This window comes from Pseudomonas sp. GM60 (assembly GCF_000282415.1).
GTDB classification, from domain to species: Bacteria; Pseudomonadota; Gammaproteobacteria; order Pseudomonadales; family Pseudomonadaceae; genus Aquipseudomonas; species Aquipseudomonas migulae.
This window is the reverse complement of record NZ_AKJI01000037.1, coordinates 13741-35848: the sequence shown is the minus strand read 5'-3', so window position 1 is coordinate 35848 and position 22108 is coordinate 13741. Positions and strand designations below refer to the sequence as shown.

Genomic DNA, 22108 nt, shown 5'->3' with positions numbered 1-22108 from the left:
CACCCCGGTTGGCTCAGGCATAGCTGATTCCGGGATTTGATTAAAGGGTTCAGCAGCATAGCGAGCGCGGCCGGCAGAGAGCAACGGGCAATCTCCCGACGGTGACAAAACCTTCGCCGAATCGCTGAGCATGATTTAGCGATTCGCCCTACACCAAACACCTCCTTTCCCGACTTCTTTCCTCGTTGATCCCCCGCAAAGTCTCGCGACCCCAATTTATCCGCGCGAGGGACTGCGAATGTTCAACCCTGACAAGGTCCTGGCCTTGAACAACGCCATCGGCCTGTTGGTGGTGGCAGCCATGAACCCCGAGCACCCGGACGTTGAAGCATTGCTCGGCGATTTTCGCCTGTGCCTCAACGACTACGAGGCCTGGGCGGAAAGCTTCTGGACAGGATGGGCGCTGGATGTCGAGCAAGTGTTCAAGGTCGGCAACGACGTTCATTTGAGCACACCGAGGGATTCCACCGCCCCCGTCAGTTCGACGATCGCCAGATGCCCGGCCAGCGGTCCGTTGACCCTCGTGCATATGTTCGACACGGCTCGCTTTGTGCCCATTGGTGATACGCCGGTGATGCTCGAACCGATCATTGAAAAGAGCAACGGCGAGATGACCTTTGGAGAACCGGTACATCACACCATCGGCCCCAGCGGCATCCTCGAAATCCCTGAGTGTTGGCGTGGTCATCGTTACCGCATCACGTTCTTTCCCAATATTTCCACCGCTCATGTCAAGGCGCTTCACGCCTCCTATCACAGCGTGATCGATGAGCTTGAAGGCTGGTTGCGCAACGAGTGGACGAGTGAATTCCAGCCGTTATGGGCGGGGTTTTCCGAGGCCGGTTTCCCTGAACGCTACGGCATGCTGCAACGGGCCGACTGGCGCGGATTCGAGAAGTCGCTGCACGGTTTGTGGGATGACGTGAAGCAGATCTACGCCCTGATCGCGGACCTGCAGGCCAATAGTGAAAAGCTTCTTGAATACCTGACCGAGGTTGAGCTCGAGACACTGCTGAACGCTTCGGCCGAAGCCATCGCCAATGTGATGCTGGTGTTGAGTGATGAGCCGCTGATGTTCATTCATCTCGCGGCTTTCACCAGTTGGCTGCGGATGTTGCCGCCGCAGTACATCGCCGAAGTGGTCGCGGAAATTCGTACAGAAATACTCATCGCTTTCCTGCTGGTGCGCCTCACAGGTCCTACAGGCCTGAAACTCGGCATCAACGCCAAGGTGCTGGGCAAGGTCAAGTCCGAGCGAGCCCGACAATGGCTGGCCGCCGCGAGTTTGCGCCTGGCTGAGCTTGCGAACAGATCGGATCTGACCAGCCACGCCGGCGCCCTCAAACCGCTGATGGTCAAGGCGCGGAACGTGCCGCTCAAACCCGCGCCGGCAACTCCGTTGCACATCACCACCGGTGAATCACCAATCGTACAGGTGAACAATCCGGTCGCCCTTGCCCGTGACAAGTCCGAAGCCAAGACCCGCCTGAGCCGCCAGGAACACCGCGACGACGCCCCTGTTCCCGCGCAAAACCCAAACGGCGACAACGTCGATTCAGCGGATAGAACCACAACCAACGGCTGCCCGGTATCGATGGTAACCGGCGAAGAACTGCTGACCCTGATCGATGGTTCGCTGGATGGGCGATTGCCGTTCGAGTTCATCCGCGCGTATCGCACCAGTGCTGTCGGCATCGACTGCGGGCTCGGATTTGGCTGGAGTCATGCCCTTGCACATCGGCTGGAAATCGACGGCGAACAGGTTAGCTGGATCGACCACGAAAACCGTCGTACGACCTTCCCTCTGCCCAAGGTTGAACGCCCGAGCATTCACAACAGCCTGTCGCGGGCGGCGATTTTCCTGGGGGATGAGCCGGAGGAACTGATCCTCGCAATGGCAGGCGAAGCAACGCGTTTTTACCACTTTCGTACAGGTCGACTGACAGCAATCAGCGATGCCTATGGCAACCGTCTGACAGTGCAACGGGACAACGCCGACAGAATCATGCGCCTCGACAACGGCGCCGGACGCTCGCTGCGATTGCGCTACGACCGCCGACACCTCGCCGCCGTCGAGTATCAGCGCTTTCATCCCGCCGACACCCTGGAAGATACCTGGCGCACCGAACAGACATTGGTGACCTACCGCTACGACGCCTGTCATCGCTTGATCGAAGCGACCAACGCCGCCGGCGAAAGCGAACGTTACGACTATGACGACCAGCACGTCATCCTGCAGCGGCAATTGGCTGGTGGCGCGAGCTTCTTCTGGGAGTGGGAAAGGTCCGGCAAGTCTGCGCGATGCGTCCGACATTGGGCGTCGTTTTCGCAGATGGACACGCGCTATGTCTGGGATGACAACGGCGGCGTGCAGGTTAAAAACGTTGATGGCAGCGAAGCGTTTTACCAGCACGACGACCGGGCACGCCTGGTGCGGAGGGTCGAACCCGACGGGGCGGAACACCTCAATGTCTATGACGGCCAGGGGCGGTTGATTGCCGAAAAGAATCCGCTCGGGGCAATTACTCGCTACCGCTATGACGATGTCGGACGGCTGATTGCCCTGATTCCACCCGAAGGTGAGCCAACATCCTACGAGTACCGCAATGGTTTCCTGCATGCGCGGTATCGCGGCAACGCCGTTTGGAGGTATCAGCGCAATGCTCAGGGTGAGGTCATCGAGGCGACCGACCCCGAGGGGCATGTCACCCACTACCACCACGACGAAAAAGGCCAGCTGCTGTCGATCCGCTTTCCGGACAACAGTCGGCATGTCTTCGTCCGGAATGCCTTGGGTCAACTGATCGAAGAGACCTTGCCGGGTGGCGGTCAGCGGCGTTTTTCCTACGATGCGTTGGGCCGGCAGGTTACCCGCCAGGACGAACACGGTGCCGTCACCCGTAACTCATGGGATGCCGTTGGACGACTGATTCAGACGACGCTTCCTACAGGTGCCAGTCGCACCTTCAGCTACAACGCCTACGGCAAGGTCACCGCCGAACGGGATGAACTGGGGCGCACCACGCGCTTTGAATATGCCGATGATCTGCATCTGGTCAGCCGTCGGATCAATCCCGATGGCACACAACTGCTTTATCGGTACGACAACGCACGGTTGTTGCTGACCGAAATCGAGAATGAGTCCGGCGGGAAATATCTGCTGGACTACACGCTCAATGGATTGATCCGACAGGAAACCGGATTCGATGGCCAACGCACCGCGTATGCCTACGACCTTAATGGACAGTTGCTGAAAAAAACCGAATTCGGCGACGATGGCTCGCAATGGGTCACGGCTTATCAACGGGATTCGACGGGACGGCTACTGGTCAAGACGCTGCCCGACGGTGTCAATGTCGAATATCGCTACGACAGCCTTGGCCGACTGGTCAGCGTCGATGACGGTCACGATCACCCGCTGGAGTTCGAATACGACAAACAGGGTCGGCTAGTCACCGAACACCAAGGCTGGGGCACACTGCGTTATGGCTACGATGCCTGTGGCCAGCTCAACCACTTGCGCCTGCCCGACAACAGCAAACTCGATTACCACCATGCCAAGGGCGGCGCGCTGACGGCCATTGACCTCAATGGCGCCCGACTGACCGCTCACACCTTTTTCGCCGGCCGCGAACAGAACCGTCAACAGGGCCTGCTGCTCAGCGATTATCAGTATGACAATCAAGGTCGACTGAACGCCCACGCTGTCCGCCAAAACCTGCAACCTCTGTATCGCCGCGACTATGCCTACAGCGCCAACGGCAACCTCGACCACATTGCCGACACGCGGCACGGCCAACGCAGCTACCTTTACGATTCGCTTGATCGCCTGATCCGCGTCCGCCACTCCCGAGATCACCAACCAGAAAACTTCGCCCACGACCCGACCGGCAACCTGCTGATGCAGGACCGCCCCGGTCCGGCCATGGTCAAAGGCAATCGCCTGCTGATGCAAGGCGACCGCCACTACGATTACGACGCCTTCGGCAACCTGATCCGCGAACGCCGCGGCACTGCACAAAAACTGGTCACCGAGTACCGTTACGACTGCCAGCATCACCTGATCGGCGTCACCCTGCCCAACGGCAGCCAGGCGACCTACCGCTACGATGCCTTCGGCCGCCGTATCAGCAAAAACGTCGATGGCAACACCACCGAGTTTTTTTGGCAGGGCGACAACCTCGTCGCCGAAAGCAGTCGCGAGCACTACCGCAGCTACGTCTACGAACCCGGCAGCTTTCGCCCGTTGGCCATGCTCGACGGCAAAGGCCCGCGCAACGCCTGCCCGTTTTACTACCAACTCGACCACCTCGGCACACCGCAAGAACTCACCGATTACAGCGGCGAAATCGTCTGGTCCGTTCAATACACCGCCTACGGCCGCCTCACCCGCCTCAACCGCGACACCCACCAGATCCTCGACCAGCCGCTGCGGTTTCAGGGCCAGTACTTCGACCCGGAAACAGGTTTGCACTACAACCGGCATCGGTATTACCAGCCGGATGTGGGACGGTATCTGACGCCGGACCCGGTCGGATTGGCGGGTGGACTGAACGGGTATCGGTATGTGTTGAGCCCCACGGGATGGGTTGATCCGTTGGGGTTGAGTGATTGTCCGGGGATGGGTCGGTGTGGGTCGGTTGAGGGGGTTGAGGATCCGGCGGGGAAAGTGAAACGTGATGCAGGAGAGCCTGCCACCCCAACCCCAAAAACTAATAAACGTTACTTGTACCGAGGAGACTCGAGGGAATCCTCGGAAATTTTTGAGACTGGATTTGAGCCTTTGGGAGACAGTATTGATCTTTACTTACACGCACGCGACAACCGAAGCCCTCCCAGTTTTTTTGTCAGCACCACTACCTCTGAAACGGAGGCTATAAAATTTGCCACTGGCTACGGATTTGAAGACGGTTTTGTGTACGTAATAAAAAACATTAAAGGGATAGATGTGAACAAAAAGCTAGGTTTACTCTCGCCTCATAAAGGTGAGGCTGAAATTGCCATGCCTGGTGGAGTCGATAGCAAATACATCCTCGGAGTTACCCCCGTGCACGCCGATGGTACCTACAAAGGTTACTCAACTCCCAACCCAAACAGAAAGCTGCCATGAAAATAGTAGAAATAACCACGGATACTCAGGGCACCATTGATAAGGTAGTGATTGAATGCGACCGACGAATTCGCTCATTAACTTTAGTTTTGGAAAGCGGCGTAAGAAAAACATACTCAGGCTCCGATCTGTATGTTTGCTTTGGGATGTTGCGAGCGGACTACCCAGAAACAAAATTTTTATGTAAGGGGGCCAAACTCAACGTGCACCCATCCAGCATGTCCTCGCAAATGTCTGCGGGAGTAGTAGCGTATGAACTTCAATTGGGTAAACCAGCCGGGCCTGACGAACTGGTCAATATTTTTGATTATGAAGTAGCCGACATTACAAATGACATTGAACAACAACGTGATTTTTACAAGCGCTGGCTTGAGTCTTTTGCTGGGTAAACTCCTGGCGCGCCTTTACAGGTTCTACCAGTTTGACTCGCGTACTAGCATGGGGTGCTGGGGTGTCATCGACGTCAGTATCTTTCCGGTCAGTGTTCATAAACCACCTCTCAGGGGTATTGACCCCCCCCTGAAATTTCGACGACACCGCCACAAAAACCGTTCGATTGAAGGGATGATCGGTCGAGCAGATAACAATCTGCCGATCACTGCAAGTCTTCGTCCTCATCCTCGTCTTCAAACTCAGTCAGCCCCACGTCACCCGTGTTATTGGTATCGTTGAGCGGCAACGTTCCGATGTCACGCTCGCAAAAATGAAAAACCCGGCACCAGGCCGGGTTTTGCTGTCACTGATCGTCGAATCAGTGGTGTTTGTTCTTGTGCTTATGCTTGTGTTTGTGACCGTTGCCGGAATGGGAATCGCCGCTGTCAGTACCCAGGTTGTTGCCCAGCGCACCACCCGCTGCGCCGCCGAGGCCTGCGCCAATGGTCGAACCGGTCTTGCCGCCAATGCTGTTACCAATCACCGAGCCGCCCGCCGAGCCCAAACCACCACCGATCGCTGCTTCAGTGCGACTGCCTTTAGGTGCACCAACAGCGCTACCCGCCGCGCCGCCTACACCTGCGCCAATCGCGGCACCGGTGCTGCCGCCCATTTGCTGACCCACAACGTTACCCAATGCACCGCCGATACCACCGCCAACAGCAGCGGTGCCATCACCGGCAGCCATCGCACCTTGAGCAACCAAAAGACCCAGAAACAATGTGGACAATGTCAAACGCATGATATGAACCTCTAATTCCGCATCGGGAGAAAAGAATTCGCTGCGGATGGGCGGAGTCTAGCACCTGCCCCCACTGAATCCGGCCAGCGATGACCGTTGGACCGCTAAAGATGCAAAAGCTGCGAAAGAGAAACAGCCAGATACAAAAAGCCCGGCATCAAGCCGGGCTTTTTGAGCGGATCGATCAGGATCAGTGGCCCTTGTGGCCCTTGCCCAGGTTGCTGCCCACGCCGCCGCCCAAAGCACCGCCCAGGCCTGCGCCGATGGTCGAACCGGTCTTGCCGCCCAGGCTGTTGCCGATTATCGAGCCGCCCGCAGCACCCACGCCGCCGCCGATGGCCGCTTTGGTGCGGCTGCCTTTGCGTGCTCCAACAGCACTGCCGGCGGCGCCCGCGACACCAGCACCAATCGCAGCGCCAGTGCTGCCGCCCATGCTTTGGCCGACCACATTACCCAGCGCGCCACCCAGACCGCCACCCAGTGCGGCAGTGCCGTCGCCAGCAGCCATTGCACCTTGAGCAACCAAAAGCCCCAGAACCAGAGCGGGCAGTGTTAAACGCATGACAAGAACCTCAAAAAATAGGGGGAAATCAAAAAGGGTCGAGATTGAATGCTTTAGCGGCGAGAAAGTCCAGACACACAGCCCCAACCTCACCATCGGCGACGGTTGGACAGCTTTTATGGAAAAGGTTTTATGACAGACAAAAAAAAGCCCGCTGGGGAGACGGGCCAGGTGTTGCTTTCTAACGGATGAGTTGAGATTACGTAAGGCCTTGTGAAAACTTTGTGAAAACCCAAGCCGAAAAACACATGCCGCAAAAAAGGTTGCAGGCATAAAAAACCCCGCTCAATGACGGGGTCTGGAGAGGATGGATTACTTCCTGACGGGTGCCGCAACCTTGGGTAAAAACTTCGCCTTCGGCCCTTGGGGCACCTGGGATTTCATTTTGCCAAGCTTGACCTGATCGTCACCGTAAGCCACCACATAGTCTGTCTGGCCACACCGCACGCTATTGTTGATTGGAAATTCAGCACCGTCGTCTTCGATATACGGATCAGCCATCTTTTCGCCCCTTTCAAAAGCGGGATCGATACCGGCAAGCCCTTTTGCCTGAAACATATCGACCACCAAGCTTTTGAGACTAGCCGGTCATTACCGGACTTGTAATTCAGATTCCCCAACACCCGACGAATGGCCCGCACGGCTTCCTACAAAACAAACACACAAACCGTTACCTGACTTACCTCAGTTTGACGGCCGTCCCGGTCACAAATACCACCACCATGCCGCCCTTGCCGGCCGGCATGCTGATCTCATAATCGAGCCCCACCACCGCATCGGCCTGCAGTGCCCGCGCCCGCTCCTTGATCTCGTCGGTGGCCTGAATCCGCGCCTCCTTCAATGCACGCTCCAATGTTTGAGAGCGCCCGCCGAAAAAATCCCGCATCCCGGCGAACATGTCGCGGATAACGTTGACGCCCTGCACCGACTCGGCGCTGACGATGTCGAGGTAAGCGGTGATTTGGCGACCTTCGATGGCGTGAGTGGTGGTGGTGATCATAGGCATTCCTTCTTCATAAATAGTCATTCAAGGCTGGCTGGACAGATAGTTTGCCAACGCATCAAAAGCAGGCAACGTAACAGGATCATTAGCCGAGTTGCTGAACGCATTCAGCTCGATGCGGCCCAGGCGATCACTCCCGAGGCGGTGCGCCACTCTTTGAAATGTAAGTACTAATTGCACCAAGTCTTAGAGTGCAGGCTGATACTCCTCGACGCTGAGACCATAGAGCGTGCTTTGGTAATCAGGATTAAATTTGACCTGCGCCCAGGACGACTTATCGCTTTGCCCTTCAACACGGAATCCGATGAAGGTCGTTTCTGCATTGGATTTACTATTGGAATGAATAATGTTGGCGACTTGGGCTAGCTGATCTTCGGTCAGCCGTTGGTTAAGAAGCACCTGCACCCTACGCGGCCGACCTTCGCTGTATTCGTCCTCGGTGATCTTATACATAGGCCTTGTGGTGCTCTGCGCGACCTCCCCCACCGACACGTTCTTGCTTGCGCCCATGTAAATCGAAACCACCACACCGACGATGGCCGCCAGAATTATCCATCGGCCAATCCGTTGCCACTCAGTGACACCGGGATTGGCAACGCCGCAATTGGGGCAAGTCTTAGCTGAAGTAGAAATGCTGTGCTTGCAAGACTTACAGGGCTTTAACGCCACTCGAACCACTCCTTTTTATATCCATGAAAAAACCGGCAATCATGGCCGGCATACTGCATCCACTTATCTGAGCATTGACTGATCAGTTCAGTTACTTCCCTTCGCCCAGTTTGAGCCTTCTGCCTTTGCGAAAGCCCAAGCCATACGAAACAGCACATCACGGTCTGCCTCGCTGACGTGCTGATACTGTCGGCTAAAATGGAGATGATATTTGTCGATCTATAGAGGCTGAAGAGAGGCGATCCTCCCCATCTGCGCTCCCATATCATTCCCATATCGCCCTTTTTCAGACGCCAAAAACCACAAACCCCCGACTTTCTCTAGGAAAATCGGGGGTTTGTGCTTACTTAATTTGGCGGTGAAGGAGAGATTCGAACTCTCGATACAATTTCTTGTATACACACTTTCCAGGCGTGCTCCTTAAGCCACTCGGACACTTCACCGTATCTCTTCAAACATGTTCTGTCTGTCGAGGCGCGCTAATGTAGTCGAAAGCTTTTCTGATGGCAAACTTTTTTTGCAGAATTTTCATGTGCTTAGCGGTTTGGAGGTTCCGGGAGCATTCCGGGCCATGGCAAACCTGCCAATCTCTGGCTTCGCGCTCTCCTATATAGAGAGGGGAATGCACGACGGGAGCGGCGGGCTACGCTTGCCGAGCGGGGAAAGGGTGACTGGCGGGTCAGTCACGGCGCTTTACCTGGCCTGCGGCGGTGGGTAACGTCTGCCCCAACTTTCATACAAGGAATAGCGTCATGAGTGAGTTGATTTCCTACCACCTCGAAGACGGTATCGCGACCCTGACCTTGAGCAACGGCAAGGTCAATGCCATCTCTCCGGACGTGATTGCTGCGTTTAATGCTGCGCTGGATCAAGCCGTGACTGATCGTGCAGTGGTGATCATCACTGGCACGCCCGGGATTCTGTCGGGCGGTTATGACTTGAAGGTGATGACAGCAGGCCCTAAAGAAGCCGTATCGCTGGTGACGGCTGGCTCGACATTGTCCCGTCGTCTGTTGTCGCACCCGTTTCCAGTGATTGTCGCGTGCCCTGGGCATGCAGTGGCCAAGGGTGCGTTCCTGTTGTTGTCGGCGGATTACCGCATTGGTGTCGACGGCCCGTTCAGCATTGGCCTGAACGAAGTGCAGATCGGCATGACCATGCACCACGCCGGCATTGAGATTGCCCGTGATCGCCTGAGCAAGGCAGCGCTGCATCGTTCGGTGATCAACGGTGAGATGTTTAACCCGAAGAGTGCCGTGGATGCTGGTTTCCTCGACTTGGTGGTGTCGCCCGAAGAGCTGCAAGGCGCGGCGCTGGCAGCGGCTCGTCAGTTGAAGAAGATCAACATGACCGCGCACAAGAACACCAAGCTGAAAGTGCGCAAGGCACTGCTGGACACCCTGGACAATGCAATCATCCAGGATCAGGAGCATTTGGGTTAACCCAAAGATGCTGCACCGAAAAGCCCGACCGTCGTGTCGGGCTTTTTCATACACGCTCTGTGGAAAAGTCTACAACCCCTCTAGAACAGATCTGACCAACTAGTCGGAAACATGCGCTCAAACATCGGCTATCTCCTACCTCTATAGAGGCAATTGCCGAAAACAGTGCACATCCGTACACTGCGCCACCTTTTGTCCCGGTGGGGCCTGTAAATGCTGTTCGTGTTTCGTATGTTATTGATGGGCCTGCACTTTATTCTCGCTGGTGTGCTGGGGGTGATTCTGGGGCTGTTTCGCCCGTTCAACCCGGACAACAGCCGTTTGTGCGCGCGCCTCTATGCGTGGCCGGCAATGTGCATTTTGCGTTTGCGAGTGAAGGCCGACGTCGGGCCATTGATGGACAAGCCCGAGAGCTGCGTGATCATCGCCAACCACCAGTCCAACTACGACTTGTTTGTTTTCGGCAACGTGGTGCCCCGCCGCACCGTGTGCATCGGCAAGAAGAGCCTGAAGTGGGTGCCGTTGTTCGGTCAGCTGTTCTGGTTGGCCGGTAATGTGTTGATCGACCGTGGCAATGCGCACAAGGCGCGTCAGTCGATGCTGACCACCACGCACACCTTGCAGCATGAAGACACCTCGATCTGGGTGTTCCCGGAAGGCACGCGCAATCTGGGCGAAGACCTGCTGCCCTTCAAGAAAGGCGCGTTCCAGATGGCGATCGCGGCGGGCGTGCCGATCGTCCCGGTGTGTGTCAGCAGTTACGTCAAACACATGCGATTGAACCGCTGGCGCAGTGGGAAAATTCTGATCCGTTCTTTGCCGGCCATTCCAACCGCCGGACTGAGCCTGGACGACATGCCGCTGCTGATCGCCCAGTGCCGCGAGCAGATGCGCGAGTGCATCGCCTCGATGGATCGGCAACTGCAAGCCGCGTGAAACGAAACCCGCCCTGCGCGGGTTTTCTTTTGCCTGCGAATTTTTGCCTTCGAACTCTGCAGATTTCACTGACTCTCAAGCGGTATAGAAGGATAAGCTGAACACTGCCTGCTACTAATAAGAAGTGAAGCTGAATCATGGGTAGAGTTGTTGCTGCTGCGGTTTACAGCGCTGGTAAGAAGGTCACCAATATCACCCTCGACGAAGGCGCTGCCTGGGCCGCCAAGCCTGGTCACTTTGTCTGGATCGGCCTCGAAGAGCCGAATGCCCAGGAGCTGTTCAATCTGCAACGCCAGTTCAACCTGCACGAACTGGCCATTGAAGACGCCCTGGAAAAACACAGTCGACCGAAGTTGGAAACCTTTGGCGATGCGCTGTTTATCGTCACGTATTCGCCGATCCGCCATGAAGGAAAGCTTGAGTTCATCGAGACTCATATCTTTGCCGGCAACGGTTACATCATTACTGCGCGTAACGGCCATTCGGCGTCCTACGCTTATGTCCGCCAGCGTTGTGAGGCGCGTCCACTGTTGCTGGAGCACGGGGAAGATTTCGTACTCTATGCCATCCTCGACTTTGTGATTGAAAACTATCAGCCGATGGGCGAAGCGATCCATGCAGAGATCGATGAGCTGGAACGTAACGTCATGTGCAGCTCCCTGAACGAGCGCGACATTCAAAAACTCCACAGCCTGCGCCGCGATGTATTGCGTTTGCGGCGGTATGCGGCGCCGATGGTGGAAATCGGTGAGGAGCTGCAGAAGCTGAGTTTTCCGTTCATCGACAAGAACATGCGCCCGTACTTCCGCGATGTGCAGATCCATGTGACCCGGCAGATGGAAGACCTGACGACGCTGGCGGACATTGCCAGCCAGACCATTGAAGTCGGGGTGTTGCTGGAGGCGTCACGGCAGAGCGTGGTGCAGCGCAAGTTTGCGGCATGGGCGGCGATTCTGGCGTTCCCGACGGCAGTGGCCGGGATCTATGGGATGAACTTCCAGAACATGCCCGAGCTGACCTGGCATTACGGGTATTTCGCGGTGCTGGGGTTTATTGCGGTGGGGTGTGTGAGTTTGTGGGCGAGTTTCAAGAAGTCGGGGTGGTTGTAAACAACACAATCGCTGGCAAGCCAGCTCCTACAGGGATCCGTGTACCCCTTGTGGGAGCTGGCTTGCCAGCGATGCTTTTCAGCTTCAAACAGTTTCTGGTTTATGCGCCACAAACCGCATCATCCACTCCGCAACGGTCGCGCCATGATGCTCATGCTCAAGGCTCGCCATGCCCTTGGTATACACCTGCTCGCCCAAGGCTTCCTGACGAATATCCAGCAAGGCTCGCGAGTAATCGTGAATGAATTCAGGGTGCCCCTGGAAGCACAACACTTGGTCGTTGATGTGGTACGCGGCAAACGGGCAGAAATCGCTGGAAGCGATGACCGTGGCGTTTTCCGGCAACGACGTCACCTGGTCCTGGTGGCTGATCAATAACGTCAATTCTTCGCGCACCGGGCTCATCCACGGTGCCTTGGCGGCGAGTTTGTAACTGTGGGTGCCGACGCCCCAGCCCTGGGTCGCACGCTCGCTCTTGCCACCCAGCAGCAGCGCCAGCAACTGATGGCCGAAGCACACGCCCAGCAGTTTGTCGCCGCGTTCGTAGCGGGTCAGCAGGTAAGCCTTGAGGGTTTGAATCCACGGGTCGGTGCCGAAGGAATCGGCCTTGCTGCCGGTGACGAGATAGGCGTCGAAGGCCTCATCATCGCTGGGGTATTCGCCCTGCATCACGTTGTAGACAGTGAACTCGGCCGCGATGGGTTGTTGCGAAAACAGACGCTGGAACATCTGCCCGTAACCCTGATATTGATCGACCAGTTCCGGACGCAGGATGTCGGTTTCCAGAATGCAGATGCGTAACGACATAAAAAATACCTGACACGTGATGGGAATAATGCACACCCCAGAGCCTGCCTCGAAACACCGTTCCAAGGCAAGCCCCACGAGTTGTCACCGGTCCCTTAAAACACCTCCCCTTTTGCCGCTTTCTCCAGCAGCAGCGCGGGTGGCGCGAACCGTTCGCCATACTGATCAGCCAGGTATTGCGCACGCGCGACGAAGTCCTTCACGCCGTACTGGTTGATGAACTGCAGCGCGCCGCCGGTCCAGGCCGCGAAACCAATGCCGAAGATCGAGCCGACGTTGGCATCCGCAGTCGAGGTCAGCACGCCCTCCTCCACGCAACGCACGGTTTCGATGGCTTGCACGAACAGCAGGCGATCACGCACGTCCTTCGGTGAAATCTGCCCGTCAGCCTTCTCGAAACGGCTTTTCAGCCCTGGCCACAAGTGCTTCTGGCCACCGGCCGGGTATTCGTAGAAACCACCGCCTGCCGCTTTGCCCGGACGCTTGTATTCGTTGAGCAGCAAGTCAATCACGGCAAACGCCGGGTGCTCAATCAGTGGTTTCCCTTCCGCTTGCAGGTCTTTGGCCGTTTGCTGGCGGATATGGCTCATGAGGCTGAGGGAAACTTCGTCGGAGATCGCCAGAGGCCCGATGGGCATGCCCGCCTTGCGCGCTTCGGTCTCGATCATCGCTGCGCTCACGCCTTCGCCGAGCATGGCAATGCCTTCGTTGGTGAAGGTGCCGAACACCCGTGACGTGAAGAAGCCACGGCTGTCGTTGACCACAATCGGGGTCTTCTTGATTTGCAGGACAAAATCGAAACCGCGAGCCAGGGTTTCGTCGCTGGTGTGGGCGCCCTTGATGATTTCCACCAGCGGCATTTTTTCCACGGGGCTGAAGAAATGCAGGCCGATGAATTTGCTTTGGTCCGGTACGGCGGTAGCGAGCCCGCTGATCGGCAAGGTCGAGGTGTTGGAAGCGATTACCGCGTCCGGGCCGACGACCTGCTGTGCGGCTGAAGAGACCCTGGCTTTCAACTCACGGTCTTCAAACACGGCTTCAATGATCAGGTCGCAACCGGCCATATCGGCGTCACTTTCAGTGGTTTTGATCCGCGCCAGCACTGCGTCCCGCTGTTCGATGCTCAACTGTCCCCGGGCAATCTTCTTGTCCAGCAACGCCGCCGAATGAGCCTTGCCCTTTTCCGCCGCAGCGAGGTTGATGTCCTTGAGCACCACCTCGATACCGGCCGAAGCGCTAACAAAAGCGATACCGGCTCCCATCATCCCCGCGCCCAGAACCCCCACGCGACGCGTCACGTAAGGTGCAAACCCTTGAGGTCGCGAACCGCCGGCATTGATTTCGTTGAGCTGGAACCAGAAGGTGCCGATCAGGTTCTTCGAGATCTGGCCGGTGGTCAGCTCAGTGAAGTAGCGGGTTTCGATCAGGTGCGCCGTGTCGAAATCCACCTGAGCGCCTTCCACAGCGGCGCAAAGAATCTTCTCTGGTGCGGGCATGCAGCCCTGGGTTTTAGTGCGCAGGATCGACGGCGCAATGGCCAGCATCTGTGCGACTTTCGGATGCGACGGCGTACCGCCCGGAATCTGATAGCCCTTCACATCCCAACGCTGCACTGCCGTCGGATTGGCTAGAATCCAGGCGCGCGCCTTGCTCAGCAGTTCATCGTGATCCACCGCCAACTCATCGATCAAGCCCGCCTGCAAGGCTTGTTGCGCACGGACTTTCTTGCCTTCAAGCAGATACGGCAGCGCCTTCTCCAGACCGAGCATGCGCACCATGCGCACTACCCCGCCACCGCCCGGCAACAGGCCGAGGGTGACTTCCGGCAAGCCGAGCTGCACCGATGAATTGTCCAGCGCCACGCGGTGATGACAGGCCAGGCAGATTTCCCAACCACCCCCCAGCGCCGCGCCGTTGATTGCGGCGACCACCGGTTTACCCAGGGTTTCCAGGGTGCGTAATTGGCCCTTCAGCGTCAGCACCATGTCGTAGAACGCTTTGGCTTCAGGCTTGCCGACCTTGATCAGTTCATTGAGGTCGCCGCCGGCGAAGAAGGTCTTCTTCGCCGAGGTGATGATCACGCCGACGATGCCGTCTTTCTCGGCAACCAGTCGGGCGACGCAAGCGGCCATGGCCTCGCGGTAGACCGCGTTCATGGTGTTGGCGCTCTGGCCCGGCATGTCGATGGTCAGGACGACGATCTGGTCCTGCCCTTTTTCGTAACGAATGGCTTCAGTCATGAAGTGAATTCCTTGAAATCGTGGCTCAGAGGCGTTCGATGATGGTGGCAATGCCCATGCCGCCGCCGACGCACAGGGTCGCGAGGCCAAAGCGCAGGCGCCGGGTTTCCAGTTCATCGAGCAGCGTGCCGAGGATTGCGCAGCCTGTAGCGCCCAGCGGATGGCCCATGGCGATGGAGCCGCCATTGACGTTGACCTTGTCCGGGTCGATGGCCATGTCCTTGATGAATTTCAACACGACGGAGGCAAACGCCTCGTTGACCTCGAACAGGTCGATGTCTTCGACCCGCAGCCCGGCCTTGGCCAGCGCTTTGCGGGTGGCCGGTGCCGGGCCGGTGAGCATGATCGTCGGGTCGGTGCTGGTGACCGCCGTGGCGACGATTCGCGCCCGTGGCTGCAAGCCGAGCGCACGCCCCTTGGCTTCGGAGCCGATCAGCATCAACGCCGCACCATCGACGATCCCGGAACTGTTGCCCGGCGTGTGCACGTGGCTGATCCGCTCCACGTGGCTGTAGACCCGCAATGCCGTGGCGTCGAAGCCCATTTGCCCCATCATCTCGAAGCTCGGCTTGAGTTTGCCCAGGCCTTCCAGGGTGGAGTCGGCGCGGATGAACTCATCGTGATCGAGCAGAATGATGCCGTTCTGATCCTGTACCGGCACCAGCGATTTGCTGAACGAACCGTCGGCCCTGGCACGCGCCGCTTTTTGCTGGGAGTGCAGCGCGTAGGCATCGACGTCCTGGCGGCTGAAGCCTTCGAGGGTGGCGATCAGATCGGCGCCGACGCCTTGCGGGGTGAAATGGCTGTGCAAATTGGTTTCCGGGTCCAGCGCCCAGGCGCCGCCATCGCTGCCCATCGGCACCCGGGACATCGACTCGACGCCACCGACCACCACCAGGTCTTCGAAGCCGGAACGCACTTTCATCGCCCCGAGATTGACGGCCTCCAGCCCTGATGCGCAGAAGCGGTTGATCTGCACGCCCGCGACGCTGACGTCCCAATCGGCCACCTGTGCGGCCGTTTTGGCGATGTCCGCACCTTGATCGCCGACCGGCGTCACACAGCCCAACACCACGTCGTCGACCTGACTGGTGTCCAGCGCCGTGCGCTGTTGCAGCGCCTTGAGCAACCCCGCCACCAGGTTCACCGGTTTGACACTGTGCAAGGCACCATCGGACTTGCCCTTGCCACGGGGCGTGCGTAACGCGTCGAAAATCAAAGCTTGGGTCATGACGTCCTCGAACCTGGCGGTGAAAATACTGAGCCCTCACCTTATGCCGAGCCACCGCCGATTCAATGACCGCAATGCTCACTGACGTTGACGGACACGCTCAGACGGACGGTAGTGTGCTACCGGATTGATCGTTTCAGGACACCGAGATGTCTAGCAAAAGGGCGGCAAAGAAGCTGGCAATAGGCCTCATGCCTTTTTTAAAGCAACAAGTGCGCGCTCCATACGAAAGGGATCTAAGTCGCGAGTGACGCGGGCCCTAAGGTGAACATATGCGAAGTTGTCGTCGGGTTTTGCCGAGGCGCTCGCCTTACAGGAAGTGCAACGCTCTGCCGTCATGGAGATATGCAGGCAGGCATCAGGAAATAACAAAAAAGGCGGTCAAGCCATGTTCAAACATTCGAAAGTACGTCAAGCCGGGCTCATTCTTTTCGCTACTACGTTGCTGTTGATTTTGCCGAACCTGACGAAGGTGATCGGCTGAGTCTTTAATAGAAAAATCGGCGCAAGGTTTCCATCGCCTCTTAAAAATGTGACTGGCTCGCTACCCGGGCCGGCGTGGGTGTGCCAACCTTTGCGGCACTTCCACGACATGGACGGCGATCTGTTGAAAACGCTCATTCTGCTCGGGGCCTTGCTGTTCGGCTCGCCCCTTTATGCCGCACAGCTGAACCTGGAGCTGGGCGCACACAGCCGCACCTGGCAGACCGAGGAGTTGCTCAAGCATCCTCTGGTTCAGACCATCACCATTACCAACGACGTTTCCTACAAACGGGACATGAGCTATCGCGCCGTGCCCCTGGCGGCGTTGTTGACCGGCATCAAGCCTGACGATCACCTGCAAGCTGTGGCACTGGATGGTTTCGCCGCCGAACTGGCTGCCGCGCCGTTGCTCAACAGCAAAGGTGCGCGAGCGTGGCTGGCGATTGAAGACCCGACAAAACCGTGGCCGGCGCTGTCGGCAGACAAGCCCAGTGCCGGGCCGTTTTATCTGGTGTGGACGGACCCGCAGGCGGGCAATATCAGTCCCGAGCAATGGCCCTTTCAAGTGGCTGACATCAAACGCATGGCGCCGGTGGCCGAACGCTTCCCTGCCCTGCTGCCGGATCCGGCGCTGAAGGCGGACGACCCGGTGAATGTGGGGTTTGCGCTGTTCCAGAAGAACTGTCTGGCGTGTCATCGATTGAACGGTGCCGGGGATGCGCAATTCGGGCCGGATCTGAACATTCCGTTTAACCCGACCGAGTATTTCGGGGCGGACTTTTTGAAGCGCTACATCCGTGATCCGCAGAGTTTGCGGCAGTGGCCGCAGGCGAAGATGCCGGGGTTTTCGGCGGCGGTTTTGCCGGATGGGGATTTGGAGATGTTGGTGGGGTATTTGAAGCATATGGCCGGGCGCAAGGTTAAACCCTGACGCTATTTCCAGCCTGACGCGATCCCTTGTAGGAGCTGGCTTGCCGGCGATGGAGTGTCAGCTAAAACAATGTTGACTGACACTCCATCGCTGGCAAGCCAGCTCCTACAGGGGGACGTGGTGTTGCGGATTACTGTTGCTGCACTGAGATCACCGGCGTCGGCGACACAAACACCTTCGCGTGCATCTGCTCGCACCCGCCGCCCCGACGCATCCCGCGTACCGGGCAGGCATCCAGGTAATCCAGGCCCACCGCCAGTTTCAAATGGCGCTCCGGTCGCGCCAGTTCATTGGTCACGTCAAAGCTGTACCACGCGTCATCCAGCCAGGCTTCCGCCCACGCGTGGCTGGCCAGATGCTCGCTGTTCTCGCTGTACAAATAGCCCGACACATAACGCGACGCAATGCCCAGGCTGCGGGCGCAAGCGAGAAACGCGTGGGTGTGGTCCTGACAGACACCCGAACGCCCGGCGAAGGCTTGCGCAGCGCTGGTGTCCACTTCGGTGGAGCCCGGCGTGTAGGTCATGTGCGAATTCAGGCCATGCATCAAGTCGATCAATGCCGCGCGGTCCCGGCGCTTTTTGCACGCCTTCTCGGCGAACTCACGCAAGGCTTCGTCGGCCTCGGTCAGGCGCGTGAAGCGCAGGAACGGCAGCGCCGACTGGCTCTCGTGCTCGGCTTCACGCAGTTCGTCGATGTCGACCTGGCCACGGGCGCCGATGATGATCGCTTCATGCGGCTCGTCCATGGTCAGCACGTGCAGGATGTTGCCAAACGGATCGAGTTGCGCGCGCACCGGGCGCGGCAGGTCGAGCTGCCAGCTGAGCACGTGCTGGCGCTCGCTGTCGTGAGGGGTCAGTCGCAGGTACTGGATGCTCGCCCGCACCTGATCTTCGTAGTGATAGGTGGTCTCGTGGCTAATGGAAAGTCTCATGCAGCCTCCAGGTAGGAACTGTGTATGGCGTTACCCAACTGGCGCACCAGCGGGATGAACTCGGTCAGCCAGGCGTGCAGGCCTTCGTCGAGAATTTCGTTGATGCCGGTGTAGCGCAGGCGTGCGTCCATCTCGGCGGCCAGACGTTGCGCAGGACGACCATTGGCCCCCGGCAGTTGAGCGAGGATCTGGTCGATTTCTTCGGTGCACGCGCGCAAGGATCGCGGGACATCGGCGCGCAGCAACAGCAACTCGGCCACATGCCGCGCGCCGGGCGCGTCACGGTAGATCTCGGTGTAGGCCTCGAACGACGACAACGCCCGCAACAAGGCACTCCACTGGTAATAGGCGTGAGCCGTACCGTCGCTGACCGCGTCGGCCTGATCGCCCGCCATTTCGTAGCGAGCATCGAGCAGGCGCAAGGTGTTGTCCGCCCTTTCGATGAAAGTGCCCAGACGAATAAACCGGAACGCATCGTTACGCATGATCGTGCCGTAGGACGCGCCACGAAACAGGTGGGAACGTTCCTTGATCCACTCGCAGAAACGGCTCATGCCGTAGCGACTCAAGCCCTGATCGGCGATGCCGCGAATTTCCAGCCAGGTGGCGTTGATGTTCTCCCACATGTCCGCGGTGATTCGCCCCCGCACGGCATGCGCGCTGGCCCGCGCCGAACCGAGGCAGCTGTAGATGCTCGCCGGGTTGGCCGCGTCCAGGGCAAAAAAGTGCAGCAGCCGTTCGGCATGCAACTCGCCGTGGCGTTCGAGGTAATCGTCCAGGGTGCCGGTTATCAGCAGCGGCATGGCGAGTTCGTGCAGACCGTCACCGCGGCCATCCTGCGGCATCAGCGACAGCGAATAACTGATGTCGAGCATCCGTGCGAGGTTTTCCGCCCGCTCCAGGTAACGCGACATCCAATACAAATCCGAGGCAGTTCTACTTAACATGGCAGGCTTCCTTCAATCCTCGACCACCCAGGTGTCCTTGGTTCCGCCGCCCTGGGAGGAATTCACCACTAGGGAGCCTTCACGCAGGGCGACACGGGTCAAACCGCCGGGCACAACCCGGGTTTCGCGGCCAGACAATACAAACGGACGCAGGTCGATATGGCGTGGGGCGATGCCGTTTTCGACAAAGGTCGGACAGGTCGACAGGGACAACGTCGGTTGCGCGATATACGCGTGGGGCTTGGCCTTGATTCGCTCGCGGAAGGATTCGATTTCCGCCGCCGTCGCCGCCGGTCCCACCAGCATTCCATAACCGCCGGAGCCTTGGGTTTCCTTGACCACCAGTTCTGGAAGATTGGCCAGCACGTGGGACAGTTCGGAGGGATTACGACACTGGAACGTCGGAACGTTCTTCAGGATCGGCTCTTCGTCGAGGTAGAAACGGATCATGTCGGTGACAAACGGATACACCGACTTATCGTCCGCCACCCCGGTGCCGATGGCATTCGCCAGCACCACATTGCCCGAGCGGTACGACGACAGCAGCCCCGGAACGCCAAGCATCGAGTCCGGATTGAACGCCAGCGGATCGAGGAATGCATCGTCGAGACGGCGGTAGATCACGTCGACGGCTTTCGGCCCGTCCGTGGTGCGCATGAACACCTTGTCGTCACGTACGAACAGGTCCGCGCCCTCCACCAACTCCACGCCCATTTCCCGAGCGAGAAACGCATGCTCGAAAAACGCGCTGTTGAAGCGACCCGGCGTCAGTACCACCACGCTCGGGTTATCGAGGTGGCTGGAGCTTTTCAGGGTGTCGAGCAACAGGTTCGGATAGTGATCGATCGGGGCGATGCGCTGGGCCGAGAACAACTCGGGGAACAGGCGCATCATCATCTTGCGGTCTTCGAGCATGTAGCTCACGCCGCTGGGTGTACGCAGGTTGTCTTCGAGCACGTAGTACGTGCCGTCGCCATCGCGCACCAGGTCGACACCGGAAATGTGGGAATAGATATCCCGGTGCAGATCCAGCCCCTGCATCGCCAACTGGTATTGCTCGTTGGCCAGCACTTGTTCGGCCGGGATGATGCCGGCCTTGATGATGCGCTGCTCGTGATAGAGGTCGGCGAGGAACATGTTCAGCGCCTTGACCCGCTGGATGCAGCCGCGCTCGACGATCCGCCATTCACTGGCGGGGATGCTGCGCGGAATGGTGTCGAAGGGAATCAGGCGCTCTGTCCCCTGCTCGTCCCCGTAGAGCGTGAAAGTAATCCCGGCGCGATGAAACAGCAGATCGGCCTCGCGTCGCCGTTGTGCCAAAAGCTCGTCAGGCGTTTCGGCCAGCCAACGGGCAAACTCCCGATAATGCGGGCGGACCTGGCCGCCGGCATCGTACATCTCATCAAAATAGGTGCGGATCATGCCGTACTCCTTGTCACCCGGACATCCAGGCCTTCGCAAGGCCCGTGCCATCGGCAGAAACGCTTTGATATCAATCGGTTGGATAATCACATGATTAACACCGCACCAATCCTGTGCGGCAAATGCCCCAACCTGATCGCCCCCGCTTCATTGCGAAGCAATGCTGTCGCCTATCACCAGCATAGTCAGAGTTGATTTCACTGCCCGGAGGGGGATGCGGATAATTCGCGCATTCGCTGGAAATGCTCACCGAACTTCCCTTTTAGCCGCCTTGTTCAGGCGGCTTTTTTTGTTTCGGGATTTGTGGGCGATGGTTTGGCGGTGATGGGGAGGACGTCATCGCCAGCAAGCTGGCTCCTACAGGTCGGCGGTGATATACGGCATACCGGTTTTCTGTAGGAGCCGGCTTGCCGGCGATGGGGCCTGAAATTCTGCGGTGATTCGCAGGGCGCCATCGCCAGCAAGCTGGCTCCTACAGGGGGCTTGATCGCCACAAACGAAAACGGCCAACCCGAAGGTCAGCCGTTAGTGGATGTTGTCGCTGTTCATAGTGTTATGCGAGTAGCCCTCGTACCTCCTGCTTGACGCCCCATCCTTCGATGATGCCACCCAAAGGCTCGACCACCGCCTCGAAGTCCTGCTCAAAGTCGCCGATGCCGTCATAGGTGGCGTACATCACTTTGCTCAGTTCCAGGGACCAGGCGCCGTCGTCGCGCACGCTGATTTGTGCATTCATGGATTCACCGCAGTAATGCCCTGCCGCCCTGCGTGCCCGCTCCTCGTCCGGGAAAATGGCGTAGAACTCGATGGGATGGAAACGTGAAAAGTCGAAACCGCCTTCTTTCATGCGGCGCAGAACCGAGCTGCTGATGTCTTCTTGATAGGCTGTGCTCATGAAACGTCCTCCTGATACCGATGGATAGACTTTCCGTACTCCCGACGCCGGCAACCGAAGGGTGCGAGCGCTGCGGCAAGCAAATTGCCGATGGGAAACAAGCATGTAGCTGACAAGACCAGACCTTAGCGATCCATTCGCTGATCTCGCTTGCAGAGTAGCCCCAAGTCGGAGCCGCTGCCAAGGCCTGGTTATTTCACGAGTGTTCCAGAG

18 protein-coding genes and 1 tRNA gene are annotated in these 22108 nt (G+C 58.2%); 6 read left to right on the top strand and 13 right to left on the bottom strand.

Annotated features, from left to right (window positions below; all coding sequences use genetic code 11):
- Positions 1–238 precede the first annotated feature (238 nt).
- Together PMI32_RS19725 and PMI32_RS19730 are read left to right on the top strand one after the other, a co-directional pair.
- Entirely contained in the window at positions 239–5110 is a 4872-nt protein-coding gene (locus tag PMI32_RS19725; protein ID WP_008027334.1) for an RHS repeat-associated core domain-containing protein, read from the top strand.
- Positions 5107–5499 (top strand): hypothetical protein, encoded by a 393-nt coding sequence (locus PMI32_RS19730; protein WP_008027333.1) that lies wholly within the window; start codon positions 5107–5109, stop codon positions 5497–5499. Before PMI32_RS19725 ends, PMI32_RS19730 begins: the two co-directional genes overlap by 4 nt.
- A 362-nt stretch (positions 5500–5861) precedes the next feature.
- Here the strand turns inward: PMI32_RS19730 and PMI32_RS19735 are convergent, their stop codons facing one another.
- From PMI32_RS19735 to PMI32_RS19755, 6 genes are all read right to left on the bottom strand, one after another.
- Positions 5862–6284 carry a glycine zipper domain-containing protein gene (locus PMI32_RS19735; protein ID WP_008027332.1) on the bottom strand — a complete coding sequence of 141 codons (423 nt, stop codon included), beginning with the start codon at positions 6282–6284 and terminating at the stop codon, positions 5862–5864.
- A 190-nt stretch (positions 6285–6474) separates the two neighbouring features.
- Entirely contained in the window at positions 6475–6846 is a 372-nt protein-coding gene (locus PMI32_RS19740; RefSeq protein ID WP_008027331.1) for a hypothetical protein, read from the bottom strand.
- A 312-nt stretch (positions 6847–7158) separates the two neighbouring features.
- Complete coding sequence (locus PMI32_RS0128755; RefSeq protein ID WP_032828671.1) at positions 7159–7347, bottom strand: hypothetical protein; 189 nt, start codon at positions 7345–7347, stop codon at positions 7159–7161.
- 178 nt (positions 7348–7525) lie between these two features.
- Complete coding sequence (locus PMI32_RS19745) at positions 7526–7846, bottom strand: YbjQ family protein (protein WP_008027329.1); 321 nt, start codon at positions 7844–7846, stop codon at positions 7526–7528.
- 189 nt (positions 7847–8035) lie between these two features.
- Positions 8036–8518: a zinc ribbon domain-containing protein gene (locus tag PMI32_RS19750; RefSeq protein WP_008027328.1), complete on the bottom strand. Its 483-nt coding sequence runs from the start codon at positions 8516–8518 to the stop codon at positions 8036–8038.
- A 353-nt stretch (positions 8519–8871) separates the two neighbouring features.
- Positions 8872–8961, bottom strand: a tRNA-Ser gene (locus PMI32_RS19755).
- 309 nt (positions 8962–9270) lie between these two features.
- On the opposite strand from PMI32_RS19755, the gene PMI32_RS19760 reads away from it, so the two are divergent.
- The 3 genes from PMI32_RS19760 to PMI32_RS19770 all read left to right on the top strand — a co-directional run bounded on the left by PMI32_RS19760 (position 9271) and on the right by PMI32_RS19770 (position 12005).
- Positions 9271–9960, top strand: coding sequence for a crotonase/enoyl-CoA hydratase family protein (locus PMI32_RS19760; RefSeq protein ID WP_008027327.1), 690 nt, complete (start codon positions 9271–9273; stop codon positions 9958–9960).
- A 213-nt stretch (positions 9961–10173) separates the two neighbouring features.
- The gene (locus PMI32_RS19765; RefSeq protein ID WP_008027326.1) at positions 10174–10896 is read left to right on the top strand and encodes a 1-acylglycerol-3-phosphate O-acyltransferase; all 723 of its coding nucleotides are present in this window, start codon (positions 10174–10176) and stop codon (positions 10894–10896) included.
- Positions 10897–11033: 137 nt separating this feature from the next.
- Positions 11034–12005, top strand: a complete 972-nt coding sequence (locus tag PMI32_RS19770; RefSeq protein WP_008027325.1) for a magnesium and cobalt transport protein CorA — start codon at positions 11034–11036, stop codon at positions 12003–12005.
- A gap of 84 nt (positions 12006–12089) precedes the next feature.
- Here PMI32_RS19770 and PMI32_RS19775 read toward each other — a convergent pair whose 3' ends face one another.
- The 3 genes from PMI32_RS19775 to PMI32_RS19785 form a co-directional block, all read right to left on the bottom strand.
- Entirely contained in the window at positions 12090–12812 is a 723-nt protein-coding gene (locus PMI32_RS19775; protein ID WP_008027324.1) for an amidotransferase, read from the bottom strand.
- A 95-nt stretch (positions 12813–12907) separates the two neighbouring features.
- Entirely contained in the window at positions 12908–15052 is a 2145-nt protein-coding gene (locus PMI32_RS19780) for a 3-hydroxyacyl-CoA dehydrogenase NAD-binding domain-containing protein (protein ID WP_008027323.1), read from the bottom strand.
- A gap of 25 nt (positions 15053–15077) precedes the next feature.
- Positions 15078–16283 (bottom strand): acetyl-CoA C-acetyltransferase, encoded by a 1206-nt coding sequence (locus PMI32_RS19785; protein ID WP_008027322.1) that lies wholly within the window; start codon positions 16281–16283, stop codon positions 15078–15080.
- A 592-nt stretch (positions 16284–16875) separates the two neighbouring features.
- On the opposite strand from PMI32_RS19785, the gene PMI32_RS19790 reads away from it, so the two are divergent.
- Entirely contained in the window at positions 16876–17697 is an 822-nt protein-coding gene (locus PMI32_RS19790; protein ID WP_008027321.1) for a c-type cytochrome, read from the top strand.
- A gap of 130 nt (positions 17698–17827) precedes the next feature.
- Here PMI32_RS19790 and PMI32_RS19795 read toward each other — a convergent pair whose 3' ends face one another.
- From PMI32_RS19795 to PMI32_RS19810, 4 genes are all read right to left on the bottom strand, one after another.
- A complete protein-coding gene (locus PMI32_RS19795; protein WP_008027320.1) occupies positions 17828–18631 on the bottom strand; it encodes a transglutaminase family protein in 804 nt (267 codons plus the stop codon).
- Positions 18628–19578: an alpha-E domain-containing protein gene (locus tag PMI32_RS19800; protein ID WP_008027318.1), complete on the bottom strand. Its 951-nt coding sequence runs from the start codon at positions 19576–19578 to the stop codon at positions 18628–18630. The genes PMI32_RS19795 and PMI32_RS19800 overlap by 4 nt, the downstream gene beginning before the upstream one ends.
- A gap of 12 nt (positions 19579–19590) precedes the next feature.
- Entirely contained in the window at positions 19591–21000 is a 1410-nt protein-coding gene (locus PMI32_RS19805) for a circularly permuted type 2 ATP-grasp protein (RefSeq protein ID WP_008027316.1), read from the bottom strand.
- A gap of 553 nt (positions 21001–21553) precedes the next feature.
- The gene (locus tag PMI32_RS19810) at positions 21554–21895 is read right to left on the bottom strand and encodes a ribonuclease E inhibitor RraB (RefSeq protein ID WP_008027314.1); all 342 of its coding nucleotides are present in this window, start codon (positions 21893–21895) and stop codon (positions 21554–21556) included.
- Between the last annotated feature and the right edge of the window lie 213 nt (positions 21896–22108).

Bases quoted from the DNA above. Each gene is read 5' to 3' on its own strand.
- PMI32_RS19725 (WP_008027334.1), top strand. From the start codon at position 239: ATGTTCAACCCTGACAAGGTCCTGGCCTTGAACAACGCCATCGGCCTG.
- PMI32_RS19730 (WP_008027333.1), top strand. From the start codon at position 5,107: ATGAAAATAGTAGAAATAACCACGGATACTCAGGGCACCATTGATAAG.
- PMI32_RS19735 (WP_008027332.1), bottom strand. From the start codon at position 6,284: ATGCGTTTGACATTGTCCACATTGTTTCTGGGTCTTTTGGTTGCTCAA.
- PMI32_RS19740 (WP_008027331.1), bottom strand. From the start codon at position 6,846: ATGCGTTTAACACTGCCCGCTCTGGTTCTGGGGCTTTTGGTTGCTCAA.
- PMI32_RS0128755 (WP_032828671.1), bottom strand. From the start codon at position 7,347: ATGGCTGATCCGTATATCGAAGACGACGGTGCTGAATTTCCAATCAAC.
- PMI32_RS19745 (WP_008027329.1), bottom strand. From the start codon at position 7,846: ATGATCACCACCACCACTCACGCCATCGAAGGTCGCCAAATCACCGCT.
- PMI32_RS19760 (WP_008027327.1), top strand. From the start codon at position 9,271: ATGAGTGAGTTGATTTCCTACCACCTCGAAGACGGTATCGCGACCCTG.
- PMI32_RS19765 (WP_008027326.1), top strand. From the start codon at position 10,174: ATGCTGTTCGTGTTTCGTATGTTATTGATGGGCCTGCACTTTATTCTC.
- PMI32_RS19770 (WP_008027325.1), top strand. From the start codon at position 11,034: ATGGGTAGAGTTGTTGCTGCTGCGGTTTACAGCGCTGGTAAGAAGGTC.
- PMI32_RS19775 (WP_008027324.1), bottom strand. From the start codon at position 12,812: ATGTCGTTACGCATCTGCATTCTGGAAACCGACATCCTGCGTCCGGAA.
- PMI32_RS19780 (WP_008027323.1), bottom strand. From the start codon at position 15,052: ATGACTGAAGCCATTCGTTACGAAAAAGGGCAGGACCAGATCGTCGTC.
- PMI32_RS19785 (WP_008027322.1), bottom strand. From the start codon at position 16,283: ATGACCCAAGCTTTGATTTTCGACGCGTTACGCACGCCCCGTGGCAAG.
- PMI32_RS19790 (WP_008027321.1), top strand. From the start codon at position 16,876: ATGGACGGCGATCTGTTGAAAACGCTCATTCTGCTCGGGGCCTTGCTG.
- PMI32_RS19795 (WP_008027320.1), bottom strand. From the start codon at position 18,631: ATGAGACTTTCCATTAGCCACGAGACCACCTATCACTACGAAGATCAG.
- PMI32_RS19800 (WP_008027318.1), bottom strand. From the start codon at position 19,578: ATGTTAAGTAGAACTGCCTCGGATTTGTATTGGATGTCGCGTTACCTG.
- PMI32_RS19805 (WP_008027316.1), bottom strand. From the start codon at position 21,000: ATGATCCGCACCTATTTTGATGAGATGTACGATGCCGGCGGCCAGGTC.
- PMI32_RS19810 (WP_008027314.1), bottom strand. From the start codon at position 21,895: ATGAGCACAGCCTATCAAGAAGACATCAGCAGCTCGGTTCTGCGCCGC.